General features: G+C 55.0%; 23 protein-coding genes. 18 read left to right on the top strand and 5 right to left on the bottom strand.

The window, feature by feature from the left end; translation table 11 throughout:
• The first annotated feature begins 9 nt into the window (after window positions 1-9).
• From ABJV08_RS00380 to ABJV08_RS00330, 11 genes are read left to right on the top strand one after another with little or no spacing between them, the layout of a single operon-like run.
• Window positions 10-447, top strand: coding sequence for a CoA-binding protein (locus tag ABJV08_RS00380; RefSeq protein WP_348040213.1), 438 nt, complete (start codon window positions 10-12; stop codon window positions 445-447).
• Window positions 437-2725, top strand: a complete 2289-nt coding sequence (locus ABJV08_RS00375) for a molybdopterin cofactor-binding domain-containing protein (RefSeq protein ID WP_348040084.1) — start codon at window positions 437-439, stop codon at window positions 2723-2725. Before ABJV08_RS00380 ends, ABJV08_RS00375 begins: the two co-directional genes overlap by 11 nt.
• Before the next feature lie 3 nt (window positions 2726-2728).
• On the top strand, window positions 2729-3736 hold the full coding sequence (hemH, locus tag ABJV08_RS00370) for a ferrochelatase (RefSeq protein WP_348040082.1): 1008 nt from the start codon (window positions 2729-2731) through the stop codon (window positions 3734-3736).
• Complete coding sequence (locus ABJV08_RS00365) at window positions 3727-3990, top strand: ribbon-helix-helix domain-containing protein (protein ID WP_348040080.1); 264 nt, start codon at window positions 3727-3729, stop codon at window positions 3988-3990. Before hemH ends, ABJV08_RS00365 begins: the two co-directional genes overlap by 10 nt.
• Window positions 3991-3999: 9 nt before the next feature.
• Window positions 4000-4377, top strand: a complete 378-nt coding sequence (gene crcB, locus ABJV08_RS00360; protein ID WP_348040079.1) for a fluoride efflux transporter CrcB — start codon at window positions 4000-4002, stop codon at window positions 4375-4377.
• A complete protein-coding gene (locus ABJV08_RS00355; protein ID WP_348040077.1) occupies window positions 4374-5663 on the top strand; it encodes an RluA family pseudouridine synthase in 1290 nt (429 codons plus the stop codon). Before crcB ends, ABJV08_RS00355 begins: the two co-directional genes overlap by 4 nt.
• Window positions 5663-6298, top strand: a complete 636-nt coding sequence (locus ABJV08_RS00350) for an FMN-binding negative transcriptional regulator (protein ID WP_348040076.1) — start codon at window positions 5663-5665, stop codon at window positions 6296-6298. Before ABJV08_RS00355 ends, ABJV08_RS00350 begins: the two co-directional genes overlap by 1 nt.
• Window positions 6295-6951, top strand: a complete 657-nt coding sequence (locus tag ABJV08_RS00345) for an HAD-IA family hydrolase (protein WP_348040075.1) — start codon at window positions 6295-6297, stop codon at window positions 6949-6951. The genes ABJV08_RS00350 and ABJV08_RS00345 overlap by 4 nt, the downstream gene beginning before the upstream one ends.
• A complete protein-coding gene (locus ABJV08_RS00340) occupies window positions 6948-7262 on the top strand; it encodes a hypothetical protein (protein ID WP_348040073.1) in 315 nt (104 codons plus the stop codon). The genes ABJV08_RS00345 and ABJV08_RS00340 overlap by 4 nt, the downstream gene beginning before the upstream one ends.
• Entirely contained in the window at window positions 7259-7957 is a 699-nt protein-coding gene (locus ABJV08_RS00335) for an ATP12 family protein (RefSeq protein WP_348040071.1), read from the top strand. The genes ABJV08_RS00340 and ABJV08_RS00335 overlap by 4 nt, the downstream gene beginning before the upstream one ends.
• 52 nt (window positions 7958-8009) lie before the next feature.
• Window positions 8010-9452 carry an AMP nucleosidase gene (locus tag ABJV08_RS00330; RefSeq protein ID WP_348040069.1) on the top strand — a complete coding sequence of 481 codons (1443 nt, stop codon included), beginning with the start codon at window positions 8010-8012 and terminating at the stop codon, window positions 9450-9452.
• Window positions 9453-9639: 187 nt separating this feature from the next.
• On the opposite strand, the gene ABJV08_RS00325 is transcribed toward ABJV08_RS00330, so the two are convergent.
• Window positions 9640-10200, bottom strand: a complete 561-nt coding sequence (locus ABJV08_RS00325) for a hypothetical protein (protein WP_348040067.1) — start codon at window positions 10198-10200, stop codon at window positions 9640-9642.
• Between the two features lie 3 nt (window positions 10201-10203).
• Window positions 10204-11166, bottom strand: a complete 963-nt coding sequence (locus tag ABJV08_RS00320) for a tetratricopeptide repeat protein (RefSeq protein ID WP_348040065.1) — start codon at window positions 11164-11166, stop codon at window positions 10204-10206.
• A 243-nt stretch (window positions 11167-11409) separates the two neighbouring features.
• On the opposite strand from ABJV08_RS00320, the gene ABJV08_RS00315 reads away from it, so the two are divergent.
• The 5 genes from ABJV08_RS00315 to ABJV08_RS00295 all read left to right on the top strand — a co-directional run bounded on the left by ABJV08_RS00315 (window position 11410) and on the right by ABJV08_RS00295 (window position 19858).
• Window positions 11410-13860, top strand: a complete 2451-nt coding sequence (locus ABJV08_RS00315; protein ID WP_348040063.1) for a cyclic nucleotide-binding domain-containing protein — start codon at window positions 11410-11412, stop codon at window positions 13858-13860.
• Window positions 13860-14753 (top strand): hypothetical protein, encoded by an 894-nt coding sequence (locus ABJV08_RS00310; RefSeq protein WP_348040062.1) that lies wholly within the window; start codon window positions 13860-13862, stop codon window positions 14751-14753. The genes ABJV08_RS00315 and ABJV08_RS00310 overlap by 1 nt, the downstream gene beginning before the upstream one ends.
• Before the next feature lie 15 nt (window positions 14754-14768).
• Window positions 14769-16574 carry a cytochrome c3 family protein gene (locus tag ABJV08_RS00305; RefSeq protein WP_348040061.1) on the top strand — a complete coding sequence of 602 codons (1806 nt, stop codon included), beginning with the start codon at window positions 14769-14771 and terminating at the stop codon, window positions 16572-16574.
• A 27-nt stretch (window positions 16575-16601) separates the two neighbouring features.
• On the top strand, window positions 16602-17450 hold the full coding sequence (locus tag ABJV08_RS00300) for a phosphodiesterase (protein WP_348040060.1): 849 nt from the start codon (window positions 16602-16604) through the stop codon (window positions 17448-17450).
• A gap of 170 nt (window positions 17451-17620) precedes the next feature.
• On the top strand, window positions 17621-19858 hold the full coding sequence (locus ABJV08_RS00295; RefSeq protein ID WP_348040059.1) for a M3 family metallopeptidase: 2238 nt from the start codon (window positions 17621-17623) through the stop codon (window positions 19856-19858).
• 73 nt (window positions 19859-19931) lie between these two features.
• On the opposite strand, the gene ABJV08_RS00290 is transcribed toward ABJV08_RS00295, so the two are convergent.
• Window positions 19932-20876, bottom strand: coding sequence for an MBL fold metallo-hydrolase (locus tag ABJV08_RS00290; protein ID WP_348040058.1), 945 nt, complete (start codon window positions 20874-20876; stop codon window positions 19932-19934).
• A 189-nt stretch (window positions 20877-21065) separates the two neighbouring features.
• On the opposite strand from ABJV08_RS00290, the gene ABJV08_RS00285 reads away from it, so the two are divergent.
• The gene (locus ABJV08_RS00285; protein WP_348040057.1) at window positions 21066-21974 is read left to right on the top strand and encodes a haloalkane dehalogenase; all 909 of its coding nucleotides are present in this window, start codon (window positions 21066-21068) and stop codon (window positions 21972-21974) included.
• 94 nt (window positions 21975-22068) lie between these two features.
• Window positions 22069-23178 (top strand): endonuclease/exonuclease/phosphatase family protein, encoded by a 1110-nt coding sequence (locus tag ABJV08_RS00280; RefSeq protein WP_348114475.1) that lies wholly within the window; start codon window positions 22069-22071, stop codon window positions 23176-23178.
• Between the two features lie 14 nt (window positions 23179-23192).
• On the opposite strand, the gene ABJV08_RS00275 is transcribed toward ABJV08_RS00280, so the two are convergent.
• Window positions 23193-23453 carry a hypothetical protein gene (locus ABJV08_RS00275; protein WP_348040055.1) on the bottom strand — a complete coding sequence of 87 codons (261 nt, stop codon included), beginning with the start codon at window positions 23451-23453 and terminating at the stop codon, window positions 23193-23195.
• A 240-nt stretch (window positions 23454-23693) separates the two neighbouring features.
• Window positions 23694-24530 carry a S1/P1 nuclease gene (locus tag ABJV08_RS00270; protein WP_348040054.1) on the bottom strand — a complete coding sequence of 279 codons (837 nt, stop codon included), beginning with the start codon at window positions 24528-24530 and terminating at the stop codon, window positions 23694-23696.
• Window positions 24531-24569 lie beyond the last annotated feature (39 nt).

Genomic DNA, 24569 nt, shown 5'->3' with positions numbered 1-24569 from the left:
AAGGGCGTCATGCTGCTGGAAAGTGATCTGGACATTGCCGATTTGCTTCTGTCGACACAGCGTGTCGCTCTGGTTGGCGCATCGGCTAAGCCGGAACGGGCGAGCAACCGGATATTCCGGTATCTGCTGGAGCAAGGCTATGATGTGATTCCGGTTAATCCCGGGCTCGCAGGTCAAACATTATATGATGTTCCGGTGGCGGGTTCCTTGGATACTGTTGCAGGAGACATCGATCTTGTAGATATTTTTCGGAATTCTGCCGCCGCCGGCGATGTGGTGGACGAGGCCATCGCGATTGGCGCGAAAGCGGTCTGGATGCAGCTGGGCGTGATCAACGAACCCGCAGCGCGGCGCGCAATAGATGCGGGCCTTAAGGTCGTTATGGATCGATGTCCGAAAATCGAAATCCCTCGTTTGGGCCTGATGAAAGAATCACATGGCGGATGAACCCGAAATTGAAAAAGCGGACGGTCCGTCAAAGGGTTTGAACCGCCGCAAATTTCTGGTTGGCACTGGCGCTGTTGCTGGCCTGGTTGTCGCTTGGGCATTCTGGCCACGCCGCTACGAACCCAATGTAGCTGCTACCGAAAACGAGCAGGTTTTCGGGGCATTTCTGAAAATATCCGAAGATGGGCTAGTCACTGTGGTCGTACCGCAAAGCGAAATGGGACAGGGCGTCTATACTGTTTTGCCTCAAATTTTAGCCGATGAGCTGGGCGCTGACTGGCGAACGGTCGCGGTCGAGCCTGCGCCGATCAATCCTCTCTATAGCAATCATCTATTGGCTGCGCAGTGGGCCGAATCCCAGATGCCGGCCGGTATTGGAAAATTGGCAGAATCGGAAAAGCTGCAATGGGTCGCGCAGAAAGTGACGATTCCGGATCAATATATGCTGACCGCAGACTCCACGTCTATTCCCGCTTTCGCTCAGAGCTTTCGCGAAGCGGGCGCTGCCGCGAGAGTATTGCTGACCAAGGCTGCGGCCGCCAAATGGGACGTGGACTGGGAAGTTTGTACTGTCGAGAACGGTGTGATTTCCAATGGTGAAAAGACAGTGCGCTTTGGCGAACTGGTTCGCGATGCCGCAAATCAGGTCTTGCACGATCCTGTGCCGTTTCGTCCGGCGGGTGCAGGCAATTTGATTGGTCAGGATGTTCCGCGTCTAGATATGCCGTCCAAGCTAGATGGTTCTGCAAATTTTGCTGGTGATATCAGATTACCGGACATGGTTTTTGCGGCTGTCCGACAGGGACCAATTGGCGAGACCAGCTTGAAATCGTTCAACCGTGACGGCGCGAGCAAGATCACGGGATTTATCGATGTTGTCGAAAGCGAGCAATGGATTGCTGCGGTGGCGACAAACTGGTGGGCAGCCAATCGGGCATTGGACCTGATGAGTCCAGTATTCGAAACCAAGGGTTTCATGGCGGATAGCGACAAGATTGATACCGCTTTGGAAGAGGCGCTAGAAGATGGTCCCGGAATCCGCTTTGTGTCTCGCGGTGATACCGAAGCGGTGTTTGAAGAAGACACTGTTTTTCGCGCCCGTTACCATGCTGCCGCAGCACTGCATGCGCCGATCGAAACGCGGACCGCCACTGCCGAATTTGTAGATGGCAGTCTCGCGCTATGGATGGCCACGCAGGCGCCGGCCGCGGCCGTTCAGGCGGCGGCCAGAGCATTGAATATTGGTCAGGATCGCGTGACGCTTTATCCTATGTTGAGCGGCGGGTCATTCGACCATAATCTTGACAATGATATCGCGGCGCAAGTCGCGAAAATTGCTAAAAAAATGGACCGTCCGGTTCAACTGGTCTGGTCTCGGCCTGAAGATTTGATGCACGATCATTATCGGGCGCCGAGCCACGCGCGTTTTGATGCAGCCATGGCCAAGGCTGGCCGCGTGGACGCGATGCAGATCAAAATAGCCGCTCCGCCGTCAGCCCGGGAACAGGTCAAACGTCTGTTTGACGCTATGGACAATGTCGAGGCGATGCGATCGTCAATCGGAGAGGCGGATATCAAGGCCATTGACGGTCTGGACATACCCTATGATATCCCCAATCTAACCGTTGATCATCATAGCGCCTTTGTTGGCGTGCCGACAGGAAACTGGCGCAGCAACGCCCATAGCAGTAATGTGTTTTATCTCGAGTCTTTCATCGATGAACTGGCGGCGAATGCCGGCATCGAGCCCCTGTCTTTTCGCATGCAAATGATGAACAATCAGCCGAGGCTTGCCCGTTGTCTCACGAGCGTCGCGACCATGGCAGCATGGGACGGGGGGCTCGACAACAGCGGTCAGGGCATGGCGTGTCACAGCATGCGCGGCGGCCATATTGCCGTCATCGCGAGCGCTAGCCGGGGAGCCAGTGGCTTGGAAGTTCGCCGCATTTCTGCAACCGTCGATATTGGTCGGATCATACATCCGGATATTGCCCGACAGCAGATTGAAGGCGGCATAATTTTTGGATTGGCGATGGCGCTTGGCAGCGCAACAGGATTTGCAAACGGTCTGCCCACTGCCCGCAGGCTGAGCGATCTGTCTTTGCCGCGGCTCGCAGAAATTCCACCGATCCAGATCGAATTTATCCGAAGCGATGAAGATCCTGTCGGTTACGAAGAATTGGGTGTACCGGCAGTCGCACCAGCGGTCGCCAATGCACTATTCTCGGCAACTGGCGTTCGACTGCGCCAAATTCCGCTTTTTGGGGAAGTATCATAAGCTATGCGTGAAACCGGTCCATTGCCACAGAATCATCCAGGGGTTGCAAAGAAAAAAATCGGCGTGCTGCTGGTCAATCTCGGTACGCCGGATGCACCTGACAAGCATGCCGTCAAACGCTATCTCAAGCAGTTTCTATCGGATAAACGGGTTGTCGAAATTCCCTCGATCATCTGGCAGCCGATCTTGCGAGGGATCATTCTCAACACCCGTCCGGCAAAATCTGCGGAAGCCTATCGTCTGGTTTGGACCGAAGATGGTTCGCCGCTGGCTTCATACACCAGGAAGCAGGCCGCGAAGCTTGATGACCAAATTGATGGAGTCATGGTGGATTGGGCGATGCGTTATGGCAATCCTAGCATCAAAAGCCGACTGGACTCCATGAAAGAGGCAGGATGCGATCGTATTTTGATCGCACCGCTTTACCCGCAATATAGCGGCGCAACGACCGCGAGCGTTCATGATGCGGTATTTGATGCAATTGCTGATATGCGTTGGCAACCCGCTATTCGGCTGCTGCCCGCCTATCATGATGACGAAGCCTATATTACGGCACTGGCAAACAGCCTTGAACGCGATATCGCGGCGCTAGATTTTGAACCGGATGCCATAGTCGCAAGCTTTCATGGCATGCCAGAGCGCACCTTGGAATTGGGGGACCCTTATCATTGTCATTGCCAGAAGACCGCCCGACTTTTGTCTGAGAAGATGGGACGAGAATTGGTGATTGCGTTCCAGTCGCGTTTTGGCCGGGCAAAATGGCTCGAACCGGCGACCGACACAACTTTGGAATCGCTGCCGGGGCAGGGGAAGAAAAATATCGCGATTTTTGCGCCCGGCTTCTCCAGCGACTGTTTGGAAACCTGTGAGGAATTGGCGATCCGCGGCAAAGAACAATTTGAAGCGGGCGGTGGCGAAAAATTTGCCTATCTTCCGTGTCTCAATGATAGCGAAATAAGCATCAATATGCTCGAAAAACTGGCCCGCCGGGAACTGTCAGGGTGGATCTAGAAAAGTCCGAAATTTTCCATCCGCCGGTCAAGCGGAGCATCACAATCGCCGGGCACCAGACTTCCATTTCCCTCGAACCGCTGTTCTGGGACTTACTCAGATCAGCTGCTGATCTTAGGGGTTTACCTCTCAATGCATTGGTTGCCCAGATCGACGTTGAAAGGATATCTGCTGCACAGCCTCCAGGTCTGGCAACAGCGATCCGCTTGTGGCTTACCAATGATCTGCTTGGAATAACGACGCAAGGAGACTAAGGGACGGCCATGAACGCAACCCTTCTTGTCATGGCGGGCGGTGCGATTGGAGCGGCAGGACGCTACCACCTCGGTCGTCTCGTGTTTCAACTCGGTCCCATGGGCTATCCCCTTGGCACTTTAGTGGCCAATTTGATGGGGGGGGTCTTGATGGGTGTGCTGGCTGGCGTGTTGGCCCGTAGCAATTTTGTTGATGAACCTTGGCGGCTTTTGCTTGGCGTTGGTCTGCTAGGCGGTTTTACTACTTTTTCGGCCTTTAGTTTGGAAGTTATCAATATGATCGAGCGAAACGAATGGAGCATGGCTATCGGCTATGCCTTGCTTTCAGTTGTCGGTTCGGTGCTGGCACTATTTGCGGGCCTTATGGCTGTTAGGGCATTGGCATGAGCGGCTTTGACCCCACGGCGGAAAGCGGTTCCGAAGAAGAAAAGCCGCAGGGTTCGGCCAAGGAACAGAAGCAGGCGCTGAAAACACTTGATGTGCGGCAATTCACGGTGTCGGCCGATGATGATGATATTCGCGTGGACCGCTGGTTCAAGCGGCACATGGTGGATGTTCCGTTCAACATTGTATCGCGTTGGGCGCGGACCGGGCAATTGCGACTGGACGGCAAAAGAGTATCTCCGGGTGATCGCATTCAAGCGGGGCAGATTCTGCGTGTCCCGCCCCTAGAATTGGAACGACCCGGTCGGACTCCGAAAGCCAAGGCAGACTTGTCTCAGGATCAGATCGATTTCGCGCGGGAACTGGTGATTCACAAAGACAAGGCAGCGGTGATCGTCAACAAACCTCCGGGCTTGGCGACGCAAGGCGGCAGCAAAACAACAACCCATCTTGATGGTCTGCTCGATGCGCTGAGCTTTGATGCAAAATCGCGACCCAAGCTGGTCCATCGCCTCGACAAGGACACCAGCGGCGTGATTCTGCTGGCCCGCTCAGCGGGCGCGGCTGCCTTTTTCTCGAAGCGCTTTTCCGGGCGCGACGTCCGCAAAGTCTATTGGGCGCTCGTTATGGGTGTGCCGGAAATTGCCGATGGCGTGATCGATTTACCGCTTTCCAAGCAGCCGGGTTCCGGAGGCGAAAAAATGCATGTTGATGAAGAGAACGGCCAGTCGGCCAAATCTCGTTATCGGATTATCGAACGTGCTGGCAACCGGGCTTGCTGGGTCGAGTTGCAACCTCATACTGGGCGTACTCATCAGCTTCGTGTGCATATGGCAGCCATTGGTCACCCGATTGTGGGTGATGGAAAATATGGCGGCAAAGATGCATTTTTGACCGGCACAATCAGCCGCAAAATGCACTTGCATGCGAGACGGTTGCGGATTGAGCATCCAGATGGACACAATCTGGATGTGAAGGCTGATTTGCCGGCTCATTTTGCGGAATCGATTGATAATCTTGGACTAGACCTGATTCTCGGTGACTTGCCTCTTGACGAGAAAAAGCCGGGCGGAAAAATGGTTCGCAAACAGCAGGCCAAGGCTCATGCGAAGCAGATCCGAAAGGACAAGCGCGGCGAACGGCGCGGTCGGGGAGAGACTAGCGGCAAGCCTACAAAAGCGGGCAAGCCGACGAAACGCGAGCGTCCCAATGCTGGCAAAGCCACGCATAAGAAAAACATGCCGCACAAAGCCAAAGTTAAACAGGCACTCCACAAGAAGTCCAAATAATGCATCCTGATCCTGCCTTCCGATGGCCCAAGTCTGCCAATGATCATCATGACGCTGATGAGCGGGCGGCCCTTGAGGCGATGATCGCCAATATTGGTTTTGCTATGGTTTTTGCTGAAACCCCCGATGGGCCGCGCGTTGCCCATGTCCCGGTTTTTTCAACCGGAGATGGTGCGCTGCAATTTCATCTGTCGCGCGGCAATGGTTTGACCAAGCATATCGCGACCAACAAAGCGCTATGTGTGATCAACGGCCCCGATGCCTATATCAGCCCGGATTGGTATGGCGTTGATGATCAGGTGCCGACCTGGAATTACCTGACGCTCGAACTTGAAGGGACGGTACGTCAGATGGAGCGGGAAGGCCTGATCAGCCTGTTGGATGACCTCGCGGCGCAGAATGAAGCGAAGCTGCTGCCCAAAACGCCTTGGCATCGGAATAAAATGGATGCGCAAAAATATGACAAGATGGTTGACGCTATTGTCGGCTTTGAGATGGAAATAATGGCTTGGCGGCCCACTGCCAAGCTCAGCCAAAACAAACCGCAAGCGGTAAGAGAGCGCGCTGCCGCCGAACTGGATTCGGTCGGGCGTCGCGCGATCGCTCATATGATGCGGGAATTCGGAGAGAAATGACCAACAAGCTTGCCCTGTTCGACTGCGACGGCACGATGGTGGATAGCCAAGCCAATATCTGTGCCTCAATGGATCTGGCCTTTCAGAAAAACGGCCTGATTCCGCCTGACCACCATCTGGTGCGGCGGATTGTTGGCCTGAGCCTCACGGAAGCCGTCGGACAATTGCTGCCGGGCGGCAACGAAGTCATCGTCGCCAAGGTGACCCAATCCTATAAGGACGGTTTCTTTGAACTCCGCCAGTCCGGCGGTGTTCAGGAACCTCTTTATGAGGGATTGCTCCAGACGCTGGAAGCATTGGAGGCATCTGGTTGGGTGTTGGGCGTAGCGACTGGAAAGTCGGATCGTGGTTTGCGTCATGTGTTGGAAACGCACGGTCTGTTGGATCGTTTCGTGACGCTGCAAACCGCGGACAGGCATCCATCAAAACCGCATCCGGCGATGGTTGAGCTGGCGATTGCCGAAGCTGGAGCGGCGGCGGAAACCACGGCTATGATCGGCGATACCAGCTTTGATATGGCGATGGCGGTCAATGCCAATGTCCGCGCGGTCGGAGTCGACTGGGGCTATCATGACGAGCATGAACTGATCGACGCCGGAGCGGAAATTGTCGCCGCCAAAATGTCGGATCTGAGCGGAATATTGAACAAATGACCCAGAAAATCGACGAATCTGGCCAAGAACAGCCTGAATATGTTCCGGATCCCGAGAAAGAGAAACAGGCCAAGGCCGTGCATTTCATGGTCAGCATGATCCGGTTGCTGGGTGTGGTGTTGGTGATGCTGGGGCTGGCCATTGTGCTGGATCGCTTGCCGCCCATGCCGGCGCCTGTGGGCTATGTGTTCATCGCCCTTGGCCTCGCGCAAATGTGGATCGCACCGGTCTGGATCATCCGCAAATATGTCCAGGCCCGGGTAGCCGAAGAACAAATTGCCAAAGCGGCAGAAGGCTCCGACACCCCATGAAACGTTTCTATAAAGACGTGTCGGTCTCCCAGGATAGCGATGCATTTGCGATTGCGCTTGATGGGCGTCCGATGAAGACGCCTCAGCGCAATGCGCTTGCCGTGCCCTATGCTGGTCTGGCCGAAGCGATCGCAGCGGAATGGGCGGCGCAAGGAGAAGATATTCTACCCGTGACCATGCCGCTGACCGCACTGGCGCAAGGCGCGCTGGATCAGGTCGAGAATGAGCGCGACCGCATCGTCTCCCGCATTGCCGCTTTTGCCGATAGCGACATGCTCTATTACCGGGCTGACCCAAATCAACAGGCGCTGATTGATCACCAAGCCGAGCATTGGGATCCGTTGCTCGATTGGGCGCGGCAAAATTATGATGTCAGCTTCAATCTCATCTATGGCATCCGTTATGAAGCCCAACCGGCAGCAACGATCGAAAATCTTGGAGCAGTGGTTGACGGACAAGATGATTTTGTCGTCGCTGCGATGCTTTCGCTCGTCGGCTTGACCGGCTCTCTGATTGCGACGCTTGCGCTGGTTGAACAGACCCGGGATGCCGAGACGCTTTGGCCGCTGGTCAATCTGGAAGAGCTTTGGCAGGAGCAGCAATGGGGACGCGACGATCAAGCCGTTGCCACCCGCAATCTCAAGCAGGCAGAATTTGAAGCCGCGACCCGTTTTCTCAACTTGTCGCGTAGTTAGTATCTTTTGTTCCGGTTTTCCGTTAAAGGGCTGAAACTGTAACGGAGACTACATGACAACCGAAGCCACTTTATGTGCCACCCCTGTTGAAGCGGTGGCCTTGCTTGAAAAACTCTATACCGAACAAATTGAAATCACGGCTGCCCGTTTTGGGCGCTATGCGACATCCGGCCTTGCCAAGGACGATCGTCAGCAGGGTCTTTATCCGCAGATCAGCGTTGAAATTCCCGCCGATCAGGCTACCGAAACCAGCCATTTGGCATCCGGCCATCTGTCCGATATCAACACCTACCGCACGACGATCTCCGAACCGCGTCTCTATCGGGCCTATCTGCTCGATCAGCTGGAGCGTATCGCCGAAACCTTCACCGCGAAAATCTGGGTCGGGCTTTCCGACACGCCGATTCCATTGGCCTTCGCGCTGGAAGATGCCGGAGCCGGCCTCGATCGGGCGAAGAAGGAAAAACTGCCAAATTATTTCCACACACCCAATCTGGTCAAAACCAATGACGAGATCGTCGACGGCGGCCAGATTTTTCAAGGCGAAGATGCCTCTGCGCTCGCCCTGTTCACGGCGGAACGGGTCGACTATTCGCTCCACCGGATTCGCCATTATTGCGCGACCGATCCCGAGCATTTTCAACCCTTCATCCTGTTCACCAACTATCAGCGCTATGTTGACGAATTTATCGAACATGGCCTGGCCGAAGTGAAATCGGGCAAAGCCACCATGTTGGTGGAACCGGGCAACCGGATCACCGGCAGCGATGGCAATCCATCAGCCCCGCCGATCGCGAAGCCGCCACAAATGCCGGCTTATCATCTGGTGCGCGGCGATGGCCGCCCCGGGGTGACATTGGTCAATATCGGTGTCGGCCCCAGCAACGCGAAGACGATCACCGACCATCTTGCGGTGCTACGCCCTCATGTCTGGCTGATGATCGGCCATTGCGGCGCGCTCCGCCGGACCCAGCGGCTGGGCGACTATGTTCTGGCACACGCCTATTTGCGCGATGACAATGTCCTCGACGATGTGCTGCCACCGAGCATCCCGTTGCCAACCATCGCCGAAGTGCAACTGGCGCTGACGCGGGCCGTGCAGGAAGAAACTGGCATTGATCATTCAAAGCTTAAGCAGCAATTGCGCACCGGTACGGTGGTGACCACCGGCGACCGCAATTGGGAACTGCGCTTTGAACAGATTGCCCGGCGCCTCAACCAGTCCCGCGCCATCGCCATCGATATGGAAAGCGCGACGGTCGCCGCCAATGGCTATCGCTATCGTGTGCCTTACGGGACGTTGTTATGCGCCTCCGACAAACCGCTGCATGGCGAGATCAAACTGCCCGGCATGGCAGATGCCTTTTATCAGGAACGGGTCGGACAGCATCTGGCGATCGGATTGCGCGCCATCGACCTGCTGGCGAAAGAAGCCGATGCGGGAACGCTGCATAGCCGGAAACTAAGGAGCTTTGGCGAACCGTTGTTCCGTTAGACTCTGCCGCTTTCACGTCGCAAAGTTGGTAGAGAATGCTGGTTTGTTTATATCCCAATTGCCAAAGAGTTAGCCCTGCGCTTGGCTATGGAGTGGCGAGGAAGATAAGTGGTGGAAGTAGCTTTAGAAAAGCTGTCGGAGGATACAGCTTTCAAAGCCCTAAAACTTGATCGTCTAGCTCAAATATTCACTTGCACAAATTGCTATCGGATTGACATAACGCGATTTGCTCAACTTTCTTGTAAAGATTGTCGAGAGAAGCTGTATGAATTGGCTCATATGCGATCAGATCGCCCTTTTTCATAAACATCAAGTACGAGAAGTTTATTAGAAACTTAGGTAGGAAACTACAGCCTTCCGGCTGATGTACGCGTGGATGGCTGGTTGGATAAAACTGTTTCGCGTCTATGCGCTGGTGTTTCAATGTTAGGTCGAGATAATATTGTGGCAGCATTTTATATGGTGCTCTGCCTCGAAATTTGTAGGGAAGCCGCTGCGATCCTTTTAAGTCCGATCCTGTGCTAATTCCTTTATATGTGCCGTCAAAAAGCCCATCGTTGTCAGAGGGAGAGAAGCTGACAATATTCACCAGATCCACCGCATCAGATGTTTTGACCAGTTCTTGTAAACTCATGCCCAGGTATTGATCATATTGCGGGCATGAAGGCGGCACGGAGCGAGCGTGGAGGATTGTTCCGCCCGAAAAGATGGTTGAGGTTAGAAGAAGCAATCTGGCAATTACTCGCATTTTTTAACCGCCAACACCCAATGCCGCAGCAGCCTCTCTAATTCGCTTCGCCTCGGCGCCATCGTTCTTGAACGCGTCCAGTCCGCGATCCAGCGCCTGTTTCGCTTGAACCGTCTGACCCAATTGCATGCGGCTGCGGATCAGCATGATCCAGCCGTTGGCATCATTGGGATTGGCTTTCAGGCGCTTGTCGAGGCCGTCGACCATATTGGCGATCATCGCTTCTTGCTGGCCGGGGGGCAGGGCGGCGGCTTCCTGCATTTCCTTGCGGCTGGGGCCGGGGATTGCCGCCGTGGCGGTGGCAGGGCCGTCGGTGGTGATGCCACCGGTAGGCGCGGCGGGTGCGGCTTTCGCGAGGCGGGCCGCGACGTCGATTCCTTCATTCTCGGCCACCTGTCCGATGACGCGGCGGATGTCTGCGGCATAAGGCGCATCGGCGGGCGTGTCTTCGAGCAGCGCGAACCACGCGTCGATCGCACCCTTATGGTCGCCGGCTATGTCTTTCTGAACCGCCAGGAAATAGCGCGCACGCGGGTCTTTGGGATCATGTTTCAACGCATTGCGGAAAGCTTCTGCGGCATCGGGAGGGACTTGTTGTCCGTCGCTCGCCATGACCAGGGCTTCTCCCAGCATCGACCAATATTCTGGATTGTCCGGGTCAAGCGTGGTCGCCCGTTTCATCGCCGTGGCCGACTCGGCAAATTTTGCGGTTTCGAAATAGCTCCACCCCAGCATCCGCCAGCTTTCGGCATCATCAGGGCTTTCTTGCAGCTTTTTTTCCAGACCGGCGATGACTTCATCGACGCTGGGTGCTGGTTCGGCGTCGCTGGCAGCGACCGAACCATTGGCACCTGATTCGTCGTTCATGCTGCGATAGACCTGTACCGCAACCGCTCCGACCGCCAGCAAAGCCGCGACAATGAGGGCGATACGGCCAATATTCATCGATGAACCGGGTTTTGTCATGAATAGTCCTTAAGCTGATTTTTGTCGCAATATTCCCGCGCAGGGATACGGAGCCGTTCGCTACCTGACAAGCGCCGAGATGCTTGTGTTATTTTGCACTGGCAATGAAGGGACTTTTTGGTAAGATACTGCCAAAGTTCAATCTTTTGGGTCGCGCTACTACCGGACATATAGCTGAACCGGATCGAAAAAAACGTATGAGGGTGCGTTGGTCGGTGAAGCAATAAAGGGGGAATTTAGCGCGTGTCGGACAAGTTTCGAGTAGTCATAATTGGGTCCGGACCAGCGGGCATGAGCGCCGCTGGGCGTGCAGCACAGCTGAAACTGAAGCATGTGTTGCTTGAGAAAACCGACCATCTTTCCGATACCATCTACAAATATCAGAAGGGCAAACATGTCATGGCGACGCCGAGCCAGCTGGTTCTGCGTTCGGATATGGATTTTGACGCCGGCAAACGCGAGGCGATTCTCGGCACATGGGACGAGCAAACAGCCGGCCATGGCGTGAATGTCATGTATAATGCCGAGCCGACAAAGATTGAGGGTGAAGAAGGCAATTTCACCATCACTTTGAAAAACGGAGATACGGTTCAAGCGGAAACGATCGTCATGGCGATCGGGACGCAGGGTAATCCCAATTTGATGCGGTGCCCCGGCGGCGACAACAAGCTGGTGCAATATCAGCTCGACGATCCCGGCGAATATTATGACGAACATATTACTGTGATTGGGTCCGGTGATGCCGGAATCGAGAACGCCCTTGGCCTTGCTGCCGACGCGGCGCAGAATAATATCGTGACCATCTTAAACCGTTCGGCGGAATTCGCCCGTGCCAAGAAAGCCAATGTGAAACTGCTCATGGAAGCGGGCGAGCAAGGCAAGGTGATGGTCCGCAACGAGACGACGCCCGCCGAAGTCAAGGATGGCGAACTGGTGCTGGAAACCCGGGATGGTCAGGAAACCATCAAATGCGACCGGATCATCGCTCGGATGGGCAGTGCACCGCCGCGCAAATTTGTCGAACAATGCGGGATTGAATTTACCAGCGAAGACCGGGAAGCCTATCCAAAGCTGTCGCCCGCATTTGAAAGCACCAAGAAAGGCATTTATGTCATTGGCGCGCTCGCCGGCTATCCGCTGATCAAACACTGCATGAACCAGGGCTATGATGTCATCGAATTCATCAATGGCAACAGCGAGCTGAAGCCTGCCGATGAACCGATTCTCGAAGCGAAATTTGCGGGCCTGCCTAACAGCCGGTCGGTTGATGAATGGCTTGAGTTTTTCCGTTCCAATGTGACGATACTCAATGATCTATCGCCATTGCAGATGCGGGAATTCATGCTCGACAGCGAGCCGCAAAGCTATCGGCGGGACGATGTGATTTTCGAAAAAAGCGATCCGGGTAGCTCACTTTTCGCCATTGCCGAGGGTTCGGTCGCGGTCGAGATTAATCCGGATGATCCATCGATCACCGTGCCGATTGAGCAAGGCTCGATCTTTGGCGAAGTGGGCCTGATTTCGGGTCGGCGGCGCGGCGCTACGATCAAGGCAGCAGAAGATGTCATCGTGGTTGAAATTTCGCGCACGGCTGCGTTGAAGCTGCAGGCCTCGGTTCCTGCGGCCAAGCGCCGGATCACACAAATTTCTACCGAACGGCAATTGTTGCAGATGTTCGGATCAGGTCTGACCAAAGAGGATATTGCCGAGGTCGTTGAATCCAGCGAAATTCTCAACGTCCGGGCCGGGGAAGCGATCATCGACGAAGGTGCGGAAGGCAATGACATTTTTGTCATACGTGTCGGGTCGATGGTGGTTGAGAAACAGATTGGCGGCAAGCCGGTCTTCCTCTCCTATCTGCCCGCCGGTTCCTATGTCGGTGAAATGACATTGATCGCTGGCGGCTATCGTACTGCAACGGTCAAGGCGGCGATCAAGTCGGAAGTCATCAAGATCAATGGCGATGCCTTCAAGAAAGTGCTCGATGCCAATCCGGATTTGATGCGCAAGGCGAAGAAGGAAATGGCGTCGCGGCAAGACGTCAATGCCTTCGTCGAGGCGAAGAAAGACAGTTTCTCGGGTGTCGTTGACATGTATTCGGGGATCGCCAACTTCCTGGTCGACAATGGTATTGGCGAAGCCACGGACGTGTTGCTGATCGACGAAAATCTTTGCGTCGGCTGCGACAATTGCGAAAAAGCCTGCGCCGACAGCCATGAAGGTCTATCACGTCTCGATCGCGAGGCTGGCCGCACCTATGCGCATCTGCACGTGCCGACCAGTTGCCGCCATTGCGAACATCCGCATTGCATGTCCGATTGTCCGCCGGACGCGATCCATCGGGGACCCGATGGCGAAGTGTTTATCGACGACACCTGCATCGGCTGTGGCAATTGCCAGCGCTATTGCCCTTATGGCGTGATCCGCATGGACAAGGTCCCACCGAAAAAGCCGAGCCTGTTGAACTGGTTGTTCTTTGGTGCTGGCCCAGGACCGGGTGAGCCGGACAAGCAATGGACCGCCGACAACAGCGATCCAACGGTTGAAAAGCCCAAGAAGGCGATCAAGTGCGATATGTGCGCTGGTATCAAGGGTGGCCCGGCCTGTGTGCGGGCTTGCCCGACCGGCGCTGCCATTCGCGTCGCACCGGAAGAATTTCTGACCGTTTCCAAGCTTGAAGCGGAGGATATCTGATGGCGTCTCAGGCAATGCCCGCCAAGTCTGGTGGCAAAAAAGCAGCCGCAAAAACCGTCGGTCATGATGGTTTCCTGCGGCATGCCGGTTTCCGCTGGTTGAAGATTTCATCGGTGATCATGTTGACTTGCATCGTCAGCTATATTTTCATCGACGTGTCGCCACGGCATAATGGCGGCAGTTGGTACGGCTATACGCTGGGCACGATTGGCGCGCTGCTGATCCTCTGGTTGACCATGTTGGGCGTCCGCAAGCGGGCCATGACGTCGGGAAGCTGGTCGCTCAAGGCCTGGACATCGGCGCATATCTATCTAGGGCTCAGCCTGATTGTCATCGGAACTTTGCACACCGGGTTCCAGCTCGGCTGGAACATCCACACCGCGGCCTATGTGTTCATGATGATCGTCATCATTTCCGGCATCGTCGGGATCTACTTCTATGTGACCATTCCAAAGGCATTGTCGGATAACCGTGACGAGATGACCGAAACGGAGATGCTTGAAAATCTCCGCTCGCTCGACCGGCAGCTGCACGAATCGGCCCAGCCCTTGTCGGCGGAACATGCCAATCTGGTGCTGCAATCGCTGGAGCAGGACCCCTTCGGCGGCGGCTTTTTTCAGCGAATATCAGGGAAATATCGCGACTGCGCGACCCGCGTGGCGCAGGGTGATCTGCGCCGCGAACGGGCCTATCAGCCGAAAATGGGCGGCGATGATCCGCTCGACAAGGTTGACGCGCTGCTCGAGAAAAAGGAAGCCACATTGGCCCGCGTTCGCCGCCATTTGAAGCTCAAAGCAATGCTTCAGGTCTGGCTGTTCATTCACATTCCGATGACCTTCGCGTTGATTGCTTCGCTCACCGCGCACATCATCAGCGTGTTTTTTTACTGGTAGGATGGAGACCCAAGCATGACCTTCATTGTTCGCCAGATTGCGACCACCGCCGACGGCCGGGAAATCATCCGGTCCAACCCGTTTCCATCGGATGAAATCGGCATTGGCCGTAGCACCACAAATGCGATTCACTTACCCGATCTAGCGGTCAACCCCGACCATGCCGTCATTCGCAAACGCGACGATGGGCAGATCATTGTCGAAAGCACCTCCGGCCAGAATTTCACGCTGGATGGAAAACAGAGAATCTCTGTGACCGTTGAACCTGCTGCCGGTGCAGAACTTGGTTTTGGCGGCCATGTCATTGTTGTGAGCGAAGAGGGCGATGATATCGTCCTGACTGTTAAGCGAGTCGAGGCCTTGTCCGATTCCGCCCAGACACGCAGCGAATCGACGATCTATACGTTGAAAGGATTGCTTCCGGGCAAGCGTCTTACGGCTTGGGGCTTTGTCGCCTTGGTGCTGGCAGCGTTTCTTGTCTGGCCGATATATACGTGGTCGACATGGCGCAGTGTCGACGAACGACCGGATGAATTCCACGCGGATACGATGTGGTCGTCGGGCGCGCTGAGCAGCGCCCATCATGGTCTCGAGAAAGATTGCCAAGCCTGTCACGTGGATGCCTTTGTCACGGTCAAAGACGAAACCTGCATGACCTGTCATGAAGACGACGCGCATGATCATGCGGCCAAGCCCCGCCTGCTGACCGCGCGCGGTGCACCCGAAGGATTTGACAAAATCGGCGCTGCCTTTGCTTCTGCTTTTAACAAACCACCGGGCAGGTGTGTCGAATGTCACAGCGAGCATGAAGGCAGCGGTGCTATGGAACCGACCGCGCAAAAATTCTGCGCGGATTGCCACAATGGGATGGATGCGCGCTTGACCGATACCAAACTGGAAAATGCATCCGACTTCGGTATTGAACATCCGCAGTTCCGGCCCGCCGTGTTGATCAGCCCGGGCGGCAAAAACCCGGTGCGCAAACGTGTCTCGCTAGACGATAAGCCAACCGACAATAATGGTCTGAAATTCCCGCATGACGTGCATCTGTCGCGGACCGGCGGTGTGGCGCAAATGGGGCGGAGGCTATCGAAGGAATATGGCTTTGGTTCCGCGCTTGCTTGCAAAGACTGTCATACGCCTGATCCCAATGGTGTGCGCTTTGAACCCGTCGATATGCAGGAAGACTGCAGCATGTGCCACAGTCTCGCCTATGACGAGATTGGCGGCACGATCCGGACATTGCGGCATGGCGAACCAGAAATGGTGCAGGCCGATATCCGTGCCTATTATCGTTCCACCCGTCCGACCCGTCCGATCAACCTTGGCGGCATGAAGCGCCGCCGTCCGGGGAATATCAATGAAGTGCGGGTTGCCAGCGATTATGCCCGGGCCGTCAAATTCCGTCCGACCCGCGCCAATCTTGCGATTAGAGACGTCTTTTCGCGCGGAGGGGCTTGTTTCGACTGCCATGGCATCACGCCGCCCACCGCGCGCGGTCGGGTTGACTTTGGCATCAAGCCGGTCACCCAATCCGATCGCTTCATGCATAAGGGTTGGTTCAGCCACGAACCGCATAATGACGAGAAATGCTCGACCTGTCACAATGCGCCGGCGTCCAAAGATGCCAGTGATCTGCTGCTTCCGGGTATCAAGACTTGCCGAGAATGTCATGGCGGAGAATTCCAGAAGACATCGGATGTGCCTTCGACATGCGCCATGTGCCACGATTATCATGCCGATGATGGCGCGCCCTGGTTGACCAAGGAACTACAAAAAGACAAACAGAAGAAGCCGGATAAACAGATTGCCCAACAATAACGGGATTGCAGAAGAGGGAGAGCGCCCATGCTAATGGCGCAAATCACGGATATTCATCTGGGCTTTGATCCGGACAATCCGGCGGAATTTAATCGCAAGCGGCTTGATCAAGCGATCAAGATCATTTGCGCTATGGATCCGCAACCAGATCTGTTGTTGGCAACCGGTGACCTCGTTGATCGCGGTGACCAAGAAAGCTACCGGCGGCTTGAAAATGCCCTTTCGGTTGTTCCTTTCCCCGTTCACATGTGCCTCGGCAATCATGATCTGCGAGCACCGTTCAGCAAACAATTCCCAGACGTTCCAACGGTTGAAGGCTTTGTGCAATATGAAGTCGATACCCCGCAACTCCGGCTGCTGGTGCTGGATACGCTGGAAGAGGGACGGCATGGCGGCGCCTTTTGCGATATCCGCGCGGCATGGTTGACCGAGAAGCTATCGGAAAAGCCTGACAAGCCGACCGTCCTCGTGTTGCACCACCCACCGGTGGAAAGCGGCATCGAATGGATGAACACCCATCCCGACGAACCCTGGGTCGGACGGCTCGCCGAAACCGTCGCCGGACACAAGCAGGTCAAAGGTATGATCACCGGCCATTTACACCGCAATATTTCTACCTGGTGGGGCGATATCAGCCTGGCGATTTGCGCTTCGACCGCGCCGCAAGTTGCCCTTGATCTGAAGCCGATTGATCCTGAAAATCCGGACGGACGCAATATGATCGTTGCCGATCCGCCAGCCATTGCACTGCACTGGTGGAACGGACGCCAGATGATTAGCCATTTCGAAAATGCTGAAGAACATGTGATGTTGGCCCGCTATGACGAAAATCTGCAGCCGCTGGTACGAGCGCTTCTGGCTGAGCGACCCAAATAGCGATATTTTACCATGTCGTTCATCGACAGGAAATCGCCGTTCGTCTAATAATTGATTTCCAGCGCAACCTTTTTTGCGTTTCCGCTTTGCTTTGGGTAGACCATTGCCAACGGCGCCAATGGCGCTCACGGGCAACCCGCGATAGCGGCCCCACATTTGGAGACATATAAATGCGATTCACGATTTCCACCCGCAAATTTTTTCTGGGCGTTTCCAGCGCTGCGCTTTTTGGCGCAACTGCGACTCCAGCTTTGGCCGACGATCATGGGAAAAAAATGACAACAGCAGAATTGAACAAAATGAGCGCGATGCAATCTGCCCCGGCTGCAGCAAGTGAAAATAGCATTCTCCAAACATGGACGGGCCCTTATGATGGGGTACCACCGTGGGACGAGATTAAGGTCTCCGACTTTCCAGCCGCTTTTCAAGCGACGATGGACAAGGTAAAAGCCGAAGTTTACGCGGTCCGTGACAATCCGGAACCCGCAACCTTTGAGAATTTTACGCTGCCTTCGGAACTGGCCGGCAATGATGCGAACGAACTGTTTTCAATCTGGGGCGTGCATAGCAGTAACCTGTCGAACGAAGACGTGCGCAAGATTCAAGGCGAGTGGCTGCCGAAGGTCTCCGCCTTTTTCAATGAACTGACGCTCGATCCGATATTGCTCGCAAAGACCAAGGCGGTCTACGAAAGCCGTGCCGATGCTGGTCTCAACGCCCAGCAATTGCGCCTGGTGGAACGCAATTACGAACAGCTTGTCCGTAACGGCGCATTGCTCGAAGGGGCTGAAAAAGAGAAGCTGATCGCGCTCAACACCGAATTGTCGAAGGCCTTTAATGACTTTTCGAACAAGGTTTTGGCTGATGAAGAGACTTATATCTATCTGACGGACGAAGCAGAGCTAGCAGGCCTTCCAGATAGCTTCATCGCATCGATCAAGGGCGCTGCAGAGAGCCAGAAGAAAGAAGGCTGGGCGTTGAAAAACACGCGGTCTGTGATGCAGCCGTTCCTGCAAAATTCAACCAACCGCGCTCTGCGGGAAAAAGTCTATAACGCTTATATCAACCGTGGTGACAATGGTGACGGAAACGACACCAATGCGACCATCGCCAAGATCCTGAAACTGCGGGCCGACCGCGCCAAGGTGTTGGGATTCAAAACCCACGCGCATTACCGGATGGCTGACACGATGGCGAAAGAGCCCGAAGCAGCAATGGACCTGATGATGAAAGTCTGGCCGGCAGCGGTCGCCCGCGTGAAAGAAGAAGTCGCAGATATGCAGGAAGTGGCTGACGCTGAAGGCGCCGGTATTACCATCGCGCCTTGGGATTATCGTTTCTACGCAGAGAAGGTCCGCAAAGCGAAATATGATCTCGATGCTGCAGAAGTGAAACCCTATTTCAAGCTCGACAATATGGTGGATGCGATGTTTGATGCGGCGGGCAAGCTTTATGGCATGACCTTCACTGACAATACGGGAAGCGTTCCGGTATTCGATCCGGAAGTGCGGACGTTTGAAGTCAAGCGCGGCGATAAGGTGATCGGTCTCTTCTATCTCGACAATTATGCCCGCGAAGGCAAACGCTCGGGCGCTTGGATGACCACTTATCGCAGCCAGCACAAGCTGGGCGGCAAGAACCGTTATGTTCTCGCGTCGAACAACAATAATTTCGTCAAGGGTGGCGAAGGACAACCGACGCTGATCAGCCTTGATGATGCTTCAACCCTGTTCCATGAATTTGGTCATGCGCTGCATTATCTCAACTATGATATCACCTATCCGGGCCTTGCCGGTACACCGCGCGATTTTGTGGAATATCCTAGCCAGGTGAATGAAAATTGGTTGCTGACGCGCTACGTGCTCGACAATTATGCGAAACATGCGGAGACTGGCGAACCGATGCCACAGGCTCTGGTCGACAAGATCAACAAATCAAAAACCTTCAACGAAGGCTTTGCGACGGTCGAATATCTTTCGAGCGCGATTGTCGATATGAAGCTGCACAATCGGGAAGAAGCGGTTGCCGATCCGGATGCATTTGAGCGGGAGACGCTGGCAGAAATTGGCATGCCGAAAGAAATCGTGATGCGTCACCGCCTGCCACAGTTTAATCACCTGTTCTCGTCGGACGCCTATTCTGCTGGTTATTATAGCTATCTCTGGTCGGAAACGATGGATGCCGACACATGGGCCGCTTTTGAAGAAGCCGGTGATGTTTGGGATGCCGACACGGCCGAACGTTTCCGTTCGATCATTTTGAGCACCGCCAATGAAACCGACCGCAAGGAAGCCTATCGCAAATTCCGTGGACGCGATCCCGAGGTTAAATATATCCTCAAGAAACGCGGCTTTCCGGTACCAAGCGAAAGCGCGGATGCGGGTGGTAAGGATAGCGCAACCAAATAGGCGCACTTATCTGGATGAAATTTGGAAAGGGGAGTGCGGTTGCGCTCCCCTTTTTTTAGCGCTGCTGAATCAATTAGGCAGCAACTGCATGGCAAGACAGATCATCGGCAAATATGATCGGACCATCAAAATTCTCTCGGATCGCGGCGACAACGGCATCCTTATCATCCAGCGCGCGCTGCATATGGTGAGTAAGGACGAGCTTTTTCGTGCCGGCGCTGGCAGCGGCTTCGCCCATGGAGCGTCCGTCGCGGTGCAATCCGCGCGGCTGGCCGTCCGCCATGGATATCGCATTGTGCATGAACATCAAATCAGGCTTGCTGTTGCGTGTGGCTTCGACGAAGCCTGTGCTCAGAAAGCTCTGGTCGCCAGAAAAGAGCAATCGCTTGCCTTTTGTGCGGATGACATAGGCCAGCGAGGGCACTTCCAGATGATGGACACTTATAGCCTCTATTGTGACATCGGTCAGCCCGCTGACGGCTTGCACGTCGTCGCGTCTGGTGTTGATGTTGCGGACGGTGATTTTGGGCAATGGTCCTGCGTCATCGAGATAGGATGAGAGATAGGGGAAAGCCCCTTGCGCTCCTATGAGAGCGTCGAGAAATTCGGAAGTAGCGGGAAGATTTTCTGAACCATCGGGACCGGCAATGATGAGAGGATCCTTGCGCCCAGAAAAACTGCCATTGTTCAGCAGCCCCGGAAGGCCGCCGGCATGATCACCATGAAGATGGGTCAGCAAAATGACATAAGGGTCCTGGAATTCCACACCGGCTTCGGCATGGCGGAGGAAGCTGCCCGGCCCCGTATCCACAATCACGCGGGCTTTGCCGTCGATCCAAACAATATTGCCAGCACCGGCCCGGTCGTCATCGGCAATCGGACCGCCTGATCCCATCACCTGGACCGCCAGCGGATTGGCTTTGCAGGCTTGGGGGTCTGCGGCGCTCTCGTGCAGAGGGTTGCTGACACAGGCCGTAAGCAACAATGGCAGGGAGATGGTTATGGGGAGCGAGCGCATTTGGTCTTCCTTGGAAAATGACGATCTACATCACGCATATACGGAACGCTTCAACCGGCAAAGCCTTGAGGACTATTGTTCGCGGGCTGCTGCTTACAAGTTACGGGCATCGTTTCTGCACTTTTGCGAACTTGACCGGTCCAATGCATGCTGACAGGTTCTGTTGCGCAATCTGAGAGGAACCTTTTCATGACCATAGCAGCCATCCGAACGCCCGACGAACGCTTTGCCGATATCCCGGATTTTGATGTTCCGGTCCACTATATCGACGATCTGCCGGGCTATGAAGGGCTGCGCGCGGCCTATGTGGATACCGGGCCCGAAGATGCCGGGACAACGTTCCTGTGCCTGCATGGCGAGCCGAGCTGGTCCTTTCTCTATCGCAAGATGATCCCGCATTTCACCGCCACTGGCGCGCGGGTGGTCTGTCCGGATTTCTTCGGTTTTGGCCGATCTGACAAGCCGACCGAACTCGACGATTATACATTCGACTTCCACCGCAATCATATCCTGGCTTTGGTTGAGAGGCTGGACCTGACCAATGTCACATTGGTCGTGCAGGATTGGGGCGGGCTGATCGGTTTGACGCTGCCTGTTGATGCGAATTTCAAAGCGCGCCTGTCGCGGTTGATCATCATGAACACGGCATTGGGGCTGGGCACCGGCGCGGGGGACGGCTTTGATGCGTGGAAAGAATATGCGCTGACGGTTCCGGAATTTGACGCCGGTGGGATTATCGCGCGCGGCACCCCGCAGATGACCGAAGCGGAAACAGCGGCTTATAATGCGCCTTATCCTGACTCCAGCTATCAGGCCGGCGCCCGCAAGTTTCCCGCGCTGGTCCCGGTTTCGCCCGATATGGACGGCGTGGCCGTAAGCAAGCAAGCGGCGGCATTCTGGAGTGGTGAATGGTCGGGTGCCAGCTTCATGGCGATTGGCGGATCCGACCCGGTGCTCGGGCCGCCGGTGATGAAGATGATGCACGGTTTGATCAAGGGCTGCCCCGAACCGATGTTGATCGAAGAGGCCGGACATTTCGTGCAGGAATGGGGCGATATGGTCGCGCCGGCCGCACTCAAGTCCTTTGGCGATCTCTAGTTTTATGAATGTTGGTGGCAAGAATTCCGACCCTGACGCCACCGGCAATCTATGTTAGACCGTTGGCATAAGAAAATAGGGTCGCTTCTAACCGATGGAAGGAAGCCGCACGGTGCCGCAATATCATTATCTTAAATATATTCCGAAAGCCCAACGCGCGCGCGTTGTGGGTAATCTCGAGCGGCTGATCAACCAGCTTGATCGCGATGTGCCTGAAAAGGACAGCGAACAGACCTTGCTCATGGCGACCTGGAACATCCGCAATTTCGGCAAGGTTCGAAGGTTGCCGGAAAGCCTGATGTATATCGCCGAGATTCTGTCCCGCTTTGACTTTGTGGCGGTGCAGGAAGTCGTCGATCTTGACGACTGGCGGGCAGTTATGAAACGGCTGGGTCCCGACTATGATTTCATCGCGTCGGACAAGACCCATCACAAGCTGGGCAGCGGCGGGGAGCGCCTGCTCTATCTTTATGACAAGCGCAAGGTGCGGTTCCAGAATATTGCGGGGGAAATTGTCCTGCCCACCGATATGCTGATCACCGACGACACAGCGGGAGAGGGCGGTGAGCTGTTCCAGGGCAAGCAGTTCCGGCGATCCCCGTTCATCACCGCTTTCCAGTCCGGCTGGTTCAAATTTGATGTCTGTACCGTCCATCTTTTCTACGGCTCGTCATCGGGATCGAAGTTGCGGCAACGGGTGCAAGAAATTGATCGCGTGGCCGACTATTTCGGAGATCGCGCAGAGCAGGCGCAGAAGGAAGGGCGGTCTCTGATTTTGCTGGGGGACTTTAACATCGTGCACCCGGACCATGAAACGATGACCGCGCTGAAGCGGCATGGCTTTCGGATTCCCAACGCGCTCAACCGGCCATCCAATCTAGATCTTAGCAAATATTACGATCAGATCGCCTTTATGACCGATGATGACACGTTGAACTTTATTGACCGACAAACCGATGATCCGAAGAAAGCCAATGCTGGCATTTTCGAGATATTCAAATCGGTCTACCGCGATGGCGATGCGCAGGAATATGAGAGCGAGCTGCGCAAGAAAAAGGGTGGCAAGGACAAGCAGGGCGCTGCCCTCACCAAATATTATAGGAGCAGTTGGCGCACCTATCAGCTTTCCGACCACAAACCGATGTGGGTGCGGATCAACTCAAATGACGCAGCCTCTTATCTGACGCGGTTGAAGTCGAGCTAAGGGGCTTGCGCCGCTTAGGCCGCCATCGCGGTTTTGCTGAAATGTTCGGTAAAGCGCGGTTGCATAGGTTGGCTAGCAACCATCGCCAGCGGCAAAGCCGTTTCGCAATGGGCACATTCTGCGCTGAACCGTCCGACATGCCAGTGTGACTTGCCGCAACCGGGGCAGCGATTGACAATGTCGAGATGATAAAGCGGCTGATAACCGCGGACCAGTCCCTGTTCGGCCAATGCATGAGCAGGCTGATTGATGAATGATCTAGGAGACAAGTACATCGTTTCTTCCTTTCTTAACTGTGCCAAACTTACTTCAAACTGAATATCATCGCGTTGCTGTATCCGAGATGAACCGTTTATTTCGGTAGATGAAATGCTATTCAAATCACCCGGAAAGCGATAGGATATAATCGCCGCTTTCCAGTGACTCCTAGCATAGTTGCAATCAAATGACTGATTTTGTGGCGGAATGATTCACAAATTTACAATGAAATTTGGTCGCTTGGGTGACGAATGGCTCTATTGGAGCGCTTCGTTGAGCAATCGCGCCAATCGAAGCGATGAGCGTGCGATCTGGAGTCGCGCAATCGGCACCAGCGCGGGAATTTCGTCATTATCGATCATCGCGCGTTCGTCCATGCGAGGGCCACAGGATGGCGCGTCTTCGGCCGTCTTGTAGCTGTAATCGCGAGAGATTTCCCAAGCCTGCATCGCCCATAATTCTGTGGTGCCCGACGCCAGTGCCTCTTTTTCCGACTCGCTATAGCGCCGCACCATATTGGGGCCGTCGGTGATCGCGCGCTCGGCCAACGGGCCGTCCCACAGCCAGTGCAGGTTCATGCGCCCTTTGATGATCCCATAGGCGGCGCTGACATCATTGCCGCCCCGGTCGCTGCGATCGCCGCTGTGCAGCGGCATGTGCATATCGCCAACGAAATGAACCAGAAAGGTCAAGGCTTCCAACCGGACATGGGCTGGCAAGCTTTTGTCGGCCAATAGCGCCGCGTTGCGATCAATTTGGGCGGATACGCAATTGTCGTTGGCGCAGGCGCTTTTCATATCAAAGGGCTTGCAGATATCGACATTCTGATAGTGCCAGGGACCGGTATAACGCCAGCGCAACCGGTCGCGCCGCACACAATCGGGCCAGACGCTGGCATCTTGTATATTTTTGAGATCGCATTTGGGCGTGCCGAGCAGTGACGCCGATTGGAAAAGCTTGTTCATTCGAGCTTTCGCTAAAGGATCCAAATTGACCTCGGCGATGTCGGCAATCGTGCGATGGGCATATCCACCCCAGGCCAAGCCAGGGGCTGGCAGCAGAACAAGAAGCGTTGCGATCCAGAATTTAATCATGAGTGATGCCTAATCGAGTTTGATTGCAGTTTGGCGTCA

Origin of the sequence: Parasphingorhabdus sp. (assembly GCF_039982395.1) — a bacterium.
Taxonomy (GTDB): Bacteria; Pseudomonadota; Alphaproteobacteria; order Sphingomonadales; family Sphingomonadaceae; genus Parasphingorhabdus.
The sequence above is the reverse complement of the archived record's forward strand: the minus strand, read 5'-3'. Positions and strand labels throughout refer to the sequence as shown.